The sequence below is a fragment of the Thalassovita aquimarina genome (assembly GCF_018219815.1).
Classification (GTDB): domain Bacteria; phylum Pseudomonadota; class Alphaproteobacteria; order Rhodobacterales; family Rhodobacteraceae; genus Thalassobius; species Thalassobius aquimarinus.
This window is the reverse complement of sequence record NZ_JADMKU010000019.1, coordinates 74,848-82,255: the sequence shown is the minus strand read 5'-3', so window position 1 is coordinate 82,255 and position 7,408 is coordinate 74,848. Positions and strand designations below refer to the sequence as shown.

Sequence of the window (7,408 nt, the reverse complement as noted above, 5' to 3'; positions counted from 1 at the left end):
AAGGTGTAGGTGATCTCGTCGCCCACGCTCAGGCCCGCATCGCCGGTATCGGTGGTGATCGCCGAGGTCTTCACGCCTTCGATCGCGGGGGCGGGAGTGGGCGCGGGGCTCGTTACATCGTAATATTTGTTGAGTTCGTCAACGAGCGCAGCTGGTTTGAAATTTGCGCTCCCGATGAAGCTCGCTGCTGGCGTTCCGTCAAATACGTAGGTTACGCTTCCTCCGCTGACGGTTAAATCAGCGAAAAAGTTGCTCCCTACATTCGTCGCCGTACGAGCGAATGGAACATCAGGCGTAGCAGGGTTGATATAGTCGATGGTGTATGACGCACCGATCGGCTGCATGAAACCGAAACCTTCAATCTTTCCGCCGGGCTGATCCAGCCAGTTGACGCAAGCAAGGAAGGAAAGGTGGCCAGCCCCATCGACGTTGTTGATCAGAGAAGAATCTGCGGTCAGGCGAAGCGTCACCGCAACGTCGTTGCCCTGGCTGTCACACCCGGCCTGAATGGCTTCGAAGCGCCCACTTGCGGTGTTCTGAACGAACTCGACCTTGGAAATGCCCGGCAGCCCCAGAATGCTTTCGGGGCTATCGATGTTCTGAAGCTGCGAGCCACCAAATGTACCATATCCAGCGTCTTGGAAGCTTACTGCAACTTCCGTTGCGTGCGCCGCGGAAACGGTTCCCGCCAAGAGCAGGAGCGAGGCTAAGTTCCCTCGTATTCCCGCGTTTTTTGTAAAAAAAGACACACTTTCTCGCGAGAAATCCTGTAAATTCATTCTGTTTTGCCCGTTTTTTTTTGATGATGATCACTGAAATGCCAGCGCTTAAAAAATGGTTCATATTTCGTTAACGGATTGGTTAAAATTGTTTAAAGGAAGAATTTCGGAGTTAATGTGACAAAATTTTGTTGACGGTGAATGCCATCAAAGAACCCGAATTGGCCCAGTCAGGGCAGGAGCGTTTATCCGCGTGCCGCGACGGCACGGCCCCAACCAAAGAAAGTAGCGGATGGCGGCTTTAACATGACAGCCGCAGCATTGATTTATCGCGGCGCCGGTTGTTGGAGTTGCCACCGAAGTGGTCAGGGATTTGTACCTTTGTTTGACGACCAGCCATAGCTGGACCCGGACGAGTGTTTGAACGCACACATCCAGTCTGCGCCTTACCCGCCGTCTGATCCACGCCTGGCTTGACGACGATAACCCTCGACAACCCCATAGGAGCCTCGACGGGTTCACCCCGTGCGAATGCCATCAATAGCTGAAAAAGGATCAAACCCTAAAGAGAGCTGGCTTATAAACGCGGGTTCCAAGGGGAGCTGGTGATAATCTACTTCCTGAGAATGGCGTCATTTCATCCAGAGCCGCCAACGGTCTTTTCGCCGTCTGCCGCGCCGCCATGACAGCCTGGGGGGAGGAAACGATGGTTGCGCCCCCCCCCGCATCTTGCCCTGCAGGGCAGCCCGAAAAGGCGTTTGCACCATGTGTCGAAGACAGCCGTCAACGGATTTGGACGAGAACGCGGTTCCATTGCGGCGCCGCAACAGATCATGCCCAAAACGGTAACGCCCGGACAAGATCGGGCTGTTACCCGGTCACCTTTTCCCCAGCACCAGAAACGTCATCATCCCGACCGGCGGCAGGGATTTCTGTTCCTCGACGGTCAGGTCCTTTTCCCCCAGCACCGTTTCCATCTCGAAATCGGAGTGCCAGCCGATTATGTTGGCGAGCGGCGCGGTGATCTTCTCGAGCAGGGCAAGGAAACCCCGGCTGCTCTTGAAATGGTTGGTGATCACCACCTTGCCCCCCGGCTTGCAGACGCGGGCGATCTCGGCCATCACTTTTTCCGGCTCGGGCACCACCGACAGGACATGCATGGCCACGACCGTGTCGAAGTGGTTGTCGGGGAAATCCAGCGCCCGGGCATCCATCTGACGCAGTTCCACGGTGTCGCCCAGATTCAGTTCCTGAACTTTCTCGCGGGCCTTTCCAAGCATTTCCTCGCTGAAATCAACCCCGGTCACCTGCAGGCCGGGTTTGTAATGCTGCAGCGAAAGCCCGGTGCCGACCCCGACCTCGAGCACCTTGCCGGACCGGGAGTTGATATATTCAACCGCCCGGCGCCTTCCGGCATTCGTGGCCGCCCCGAAGGTCCTGTCATAGATCGGGGCCCAACGGGCATACGACGCCTTTACCGCTTTTATGTCCAACCCGCTGCTCCCTTTCTTGTTTCAATTTCTGCGTCTGTCGATCAGGCCCCAGATCACCATGCCAACATAGCCGACGCAGATCACGACCAGCGTGCTCCAGGGATTGGTCAGGACGGCTGCGCCGACGATGGCGAAACCGACGAGGAAGAATTTCACGTTACGGCGCGAAATCTTCGTCGTCTTGAACGACCACGTCGGTATCCGGCTGATCATCAGGAAACCGATGGCGACCATGTAGAAACAGATCACGATCCCCGGCAGGATCGGTGCATTCGCGAAGGCAAAGGAAATGATCATCGGCAGCATCACCAGCAGGGCGCCTGCAGGCGAGGGCACGCCGATGAAATAGGGGCTTTCGCCGCCCGCGTCCTTGGCTTTGCCGCTGACATTGAACCGGGCAAGCCGCACCACGCAGCAGACCGAATAGGCAAGAACCGCAAGCCATACGGCGGCGGGCATGTCCTCCAATACCCAGAAATAGATCACCAGAGGCGGCGCAACGCCGAAATTCAGGAAATCGGCGAGAGAGTCGAGTTCCGCCCCCATCTTGCTGTCGCTGCCCAGCAGCCGCGCAACCCTGCCGTCCAGGCCGTCAAGGAGAGCGGCTGCCAGAATAAGCTGCACCGCAAGCACATAGTCCCCGTGGAAACCGGCCCGGATTGACGACATGCCCGCGCAGATCGCCGCGATGGTCAGCATGTTGGGAAGAAGCTGAACGAGTGAAAGCTCGGCCGGTGCTTTGTCGGGTTGCTTTGCCATTTGGGCGCTTGCCTATCCCGTGGTCGCGGCGTTCAGTTCTGCGATCACCGTCTCGCCTGCGATCATCGTCTGTCCGATGCTGACCAACGGGTCGACCCCTTCCGGGAGATATACATCCAGCCTCGATCCGAACCGGATCAGCCCGAACCGTTCCCCGGTCTTCATCACAGCACCCGGTTCCACGAAGCTGACGATCCGCCGTGCAACCAGCCCGGCGATTTGCACAACGGCAAGATCCCGACCGTCCTGCATCCGGATGCACAGGCTGTTGCGTTCGTTGTGCACGCTTGCCTTATCAAGGGACGCATTGAAAAATTTGCCGGGGCGGTAGGCGATCGAGGTAATCTCGCCTGAAATCGGGGCGCGGTTCACATGGCAGTTGAAAACGCTCATGAACACGCTGACCCGCGTCAGCGGGGTGTCTGCCATCCCGAGCTCGGTCGGGGGGACCGCCTTTTCGATCAGCGAAACGATTCCATCCGCGGGGCTGACGATCAGACCGTCGCGATCGGGCGTTACACGCTCCGGGTCGCGAAAAAAGTAATAGCACCAGATCGTCAGGATGACGCCAATCCAGCCGAGCACATCCGAAACAAGGAAAAGCCCTACGGTTCCCGCGGCAAAGATCGCAACGAAGCGTCTTCCTTCCGGATGCATCGGCTTGATGAAGGTGTCAAGCATGTTCATGGTAATCTTCCCTGAGGTCAACTGGAACTGACTTCATATGATGAAAGGATTGGAAATCAAAGTGCTAAAGCAACAGTGCGGTTTGGGCTGTCTGCGCGTTCGCGGGCGGGGCCGGGCCGAAGCGTTGCGGCCACGGTGACCAGTCCAGTCATCCGTGCCCCGGAACTAACCGGGGAACGGAAAAGAAGTCTTCGCCTGTCGTAGAAAAGCCCGCCGATTGGCGGGCTTTTGCGGGTTTGTGTCAGTCGCGGGTGCCGGCGAAGCGTTGTTGCCATTCCTCGCGCTGTTCATCCGTGATCTTGCCGAACAGGACGTCGGGTACTGTAAAGGCGTGACCGGCGGTCAGGGTGGCAAGCGCGGCGGGCACGTCGTCGGGCCAGCTGTCGTCCTGCGTATGCATCGCCGCCAGCATCTTGGCCGAGGTTTCGGGGATGAAGGGGGCCGACAGCACCGCGTAGAGCCGGATCAGGTTCAGTCCCAGCCGCACCTGCGCGGCGGCCTTTTCGGGGTCTTCCTTGAAGGTGGACCAGGGCGCGGCCGATTGCAGGTATTCGTTGCCCGCGACCCAGATCGCGCGCAGTTGGTGCGACGCCTTGCGGACCTCTTTTTCTTCCATGAACTGCTCGTAAGCGCGGATCTTGCCGGTCAGATCGGCGATCAGCGCCTCTTCATGTTCGCCATAGGCGCCGCCTTCGGGCACCGCTTCGGTGAACTTGGAACGGCAGAACTTGGTGATCCGGCTGACGAAATTGCCCAGCACGTCGGCCAGGTCCTTGTTGACCGAGGTCTGGAAATTTTCCCAGGTGAATTCCGCGTCCGAGCTTTCCGGCGCGTGGGACAGCAGCCACCAGCGCCAGTAATCGGCAGGCAGGATTTCCAGCGCCTGATCCATGAACACGCCGCGCCCGCGCGAGGTGCTGAACTGGCCGCCATCATAGTTCAGGTAGTTGAACGACTTGATGTAATCGACCAATTTCCACGGCTCGCCCGAACCGAGTATCGTGGAGGGGAAGCTGAGCGTGTGGAACGGCACGTTATCCTTGCCCATGAACTGGGTATAGGTCACGTCGTCGGCGCCCTTGTCGGTACGCCACCAGCGTTCCCAGTCGTTGCCCTTGCCCGCATGGACCCATTCCTGCGCGCAGGCGATATATTCGATCGGCGCGTCGAACCAGACGTAGAACACCTTGCCTTCCATGCCGGGCCAGTCTTCGTCGCCCTTCTTGACCGGCACGCCCCAGTCCAGGTCACGGGTGATGCCGCGATCCTGCAGGCCGTCGCCGTCGTTCAGCCATTTCTTGGCGATCGAGGTGGTCAGCACCGGCCAGTCGGCCTTGGAATCGATCCAGGCTTCCAACTGGTCCTTCATCTTGCTCTGGCACAGGTAGAGGTGCTTGGTTTCGCGCATTTCCAGATCGGTCGAACCGGAAATGGTGGAATGCGGGTTGATCAGGTCCACCGGGTCCAACTGCTTGGTGCAGTTGTCGCACTGGTCGCCGCGCGCGGATCCGAAGCCGCAATTGGGGCAGGTGCCCTCGATATAGCGGTCGGGCAGGAAACGGCCGTCGGCCTTGGAATACATCTGCTTTTCGGTGACTTCGCGGATCAGTCCGGCCTCGGCCAGCTTGGCGGCGAAATGCTGGGTCAGCTTCTTGTTTTCCTCGCTCGACGAGCGACCGAAATGATCGAAGCTCAGCCCGAAGCCTTCGGCGATCTGCGCCTGCACCAGGTGCATTTCGGCGCAGTAGTCGGCCACCGGCTGACCGGCCTTGGCGGCGGCCAGTTCGGCCGGGGTGCCATGTTCGTCGGTGGCGCAGATGAACATCACCTCGTTTCCGCGCGCGCGCTGGTAGCGTGCGAACAGATCCGCCGGAAGCTGGCTGCCCACAAGGTTGCCCAGATGCTTGATCCCGTTGATGTAAGGGATTGCCGAGGTGATCAGATGCCGTGCCATTTACCCATGCCCTTGCTGCGTTTCCAGCCCCCTTTAACGCATGGCGAACCCGTGTTCCAGCGCCCCGGTGGGCATTTCATGTCATCCCCTGCCGCAGCGGTCATTCCAAGGCCGGGGAACAGCCATATGATTAAATTATGATATTTGCACGCTTTGGGGTAACATTTCCCTGCTTATGCAAAAAATAAGGGAGGAAATGCGTATGAGACATCTGGTTCTGGCCGCCGCGATGGCGTTTGCGCCGGTTGCGGTGCTGGCCGATGCGGCCCACAAGATCGCGGTGCATGTCAACAACGGCGACCCCAAGGTCCTGAACATGGCGCTCAACAACGTGCAGAACGTGAAGGCCTATTACGATGCCAAGGGCGAAGAGGTCGAGATCGAGCTCGTCGCCTATGGTCCCGGTCTTGTCATGTTCATCGACGGTAAAAGCCCGGTCGCCGATCGGGTGAAAACCATGTCGCTTGAAAACGAACACCTGAGCTTCTCCGCCTGCGGCAATACCCTGCAGAAGATGAGCAAGAAACTCGGTAAGGATGTGCCGCTGATGAGCGAAGCGTCCGTCGTGCCGTCGGGTGTCGTGCGCCTGATCGAGTTGCAGGAAAGCGGATACAGCTACGTTCGCCCGTGATGCTTGCGTGACAAATCGCGCTTTGCCCCGTCTGGCCTTTTCCGCCGGGCGGGGTATCTTGCCCCCGAATGCGCGACATGAGGGAGCAGTGAAATGCAGAAGAAACCGCTGGGCCGCACCGGGCTGACGGTCACCGACCTGTGCCTGGGCACGATGACCTTCGGCACCCAGACCGACATGACCGACGCCCATGCCCAGATCGACCTGGCGCTGGAGCGCGGGATCGATTTCATCGACACCGCTGAAATGTACCCGGTCAACCCGGTGTCGAAGGAAACCGTGGGCCGGACCGAGGAATATGTCGGTGAATGGATCGCGGCCAATCCGGGGCGCCGTGGTGATTTCATCCTGGCCACCAAGCATTCGGGCGAGGGCATGAAGCACGCCCGCGACGGTGCGCCGATCACGTCGCAGACCATCCCCGAAGCGATCGAGGGATCGCTCAGGCGGCTGAAAACCGATTGTATCGACATCTATCAGTTCCATTGGCCCAATCGCGGGTCTTACATGTTCCGCAAGAACTGGCGTTACGATCCGTCCTCGCAGAACCGGGCCGACACCATCTCCCATATGGAAGATGCATTGGAGGCGCTGCAGAAGCAGGTCGACAAGGGCAATATCCGCCATTTCGGTCTGTCCAACGAAAGCGCCTGGGGCACCACGATGTGGTGCCAGACCGCGGACCGCACCGGCGGGCCGCGCCCGGTGACGATCCAGAACGAATATTCGCTGCTCTGCCGTCTCTACGACACCGATCTGGCCGAAGTCAGCGCCAACGAAGATGTCGGGCTGATCGCCTTTTCGCCGCTGGCCGCCGGGCTTCTTACCGGCAAGTACCAGAACGGCGCGGTACCTGCCGGATCGCGGATGTCGCTGGTGCCGGAACTGGGCGGGCGCAAGACCGAACGGGTGTTCGGCGCGGTCGATGCCTATCTGAAGCTGGCGGCCGAACACGGGATCGACCCGGTGCATATGGCGATCGCCTGGGCGCGGCAGCGGCCGTTCATGACCTCGGTCATCTTCGGGGCCACCACGCTGGCGCAGCTGGAACATGTCCTCGACGGTGACGATGTGGTGCTGAGCGACGCGCTGATGGAAGAACTGGACACGGTGCACAAGCGTCACCCGATGCCCTATTGATCGGGCGGGCGGGGGCTGGCGCCCC

7 protein-coding genes are annotated in these 7,408 nt (G+C 59.5%); 2 read left to right on the top strand and 5 right to left on the bottom strand.

All coding sequences use genetic code 11. From position 1 onward, the window contains the following. The 5 genes from IT775_RS17370 to metG all read right to left on the bottom strand — a co-directional run. A partial coding sequence (locus IT775_RS17370; protein WP_212702502.1) for a hypothetical protein occupies positions 1-779 on the bottom strand: 779 nt, incomplete at its 3' end. 818 nt (positions 780-1,597) lie between these two features. Then, positions 1,598-2,212 carry a class I SAM-dependent methyltransferase gene (locus IT775_RS17365; RefSeq protein ID WP_212702501.1) on the bottom strand — a complete coding sequence of 205 codons (615 nt, stop codon included), beginning with the start codon at positions 2,210-2,212 and terminating at the stop codon, positions 1,598-1,600. A gap of 21 nt (positions 2,213-2,233) precedes the next feature. Further along, positions 2,234-2,971, bottom strand: a complete 738-nt coding sequence (gene pssA, locus IT775_RS17360; protein WP_212702500.1) for a CDP-diacylglycerol--serine O-phosphatidyltransferase — start codon at positions 2,969-2,971, stop codon at positions 2,234-2,236. Positions 2,972-2,983: 12 nt separating this feature from the next. After that, a complete protein-coding gene (locus IT775_RS17355) occupies positions 2,984-3,658 on the bottom strand; it encodes a phosphatidylserine decarboxylase (protein WP_212702499.1) in 675 nt (224 codons plus the stop codon). Positions 3,659-3,899: 241 nt separating this feature from the next. Beyond that, positions 3,900-5,612, bottom strand: a complete 1,713-nt coding sequence (gene metG, locus IT775_RS17350; RefSeq protein ID WP_212702498.1) for a methionine--tRNA ligase — start codon at positions 5,610-5,612, stop codon at positions 3,900-3,902. A 202-nt stretch (positions 5,613-5,814) separates the two neighbouring features. Here metG and IT775_RS17345 point away from each other — a divergent pair, with 202 nt between their 5' ends. After that, entirely contained in the window at positions 5,815-6,243 is a 429-nt protein-coding gene (locus tag IT775_RS17345) for a DsrE family protein (RefSeq protein WP_246525682.1), read from the top strand. Between the two features lie 93 nt (positions 6,244-6,336). Next, positions 6,337-7,383, top strand: coding sequence for an aldo/keto reductase (locus tag IT775_RS17340; protein ID WP_212702496.1), 1,047 nt, complete (start codon positions 6,337-6,339; stop codon positions 7,381-7,383). Positions 7,384-7,408: the final 25 nt, after the last annotated feature.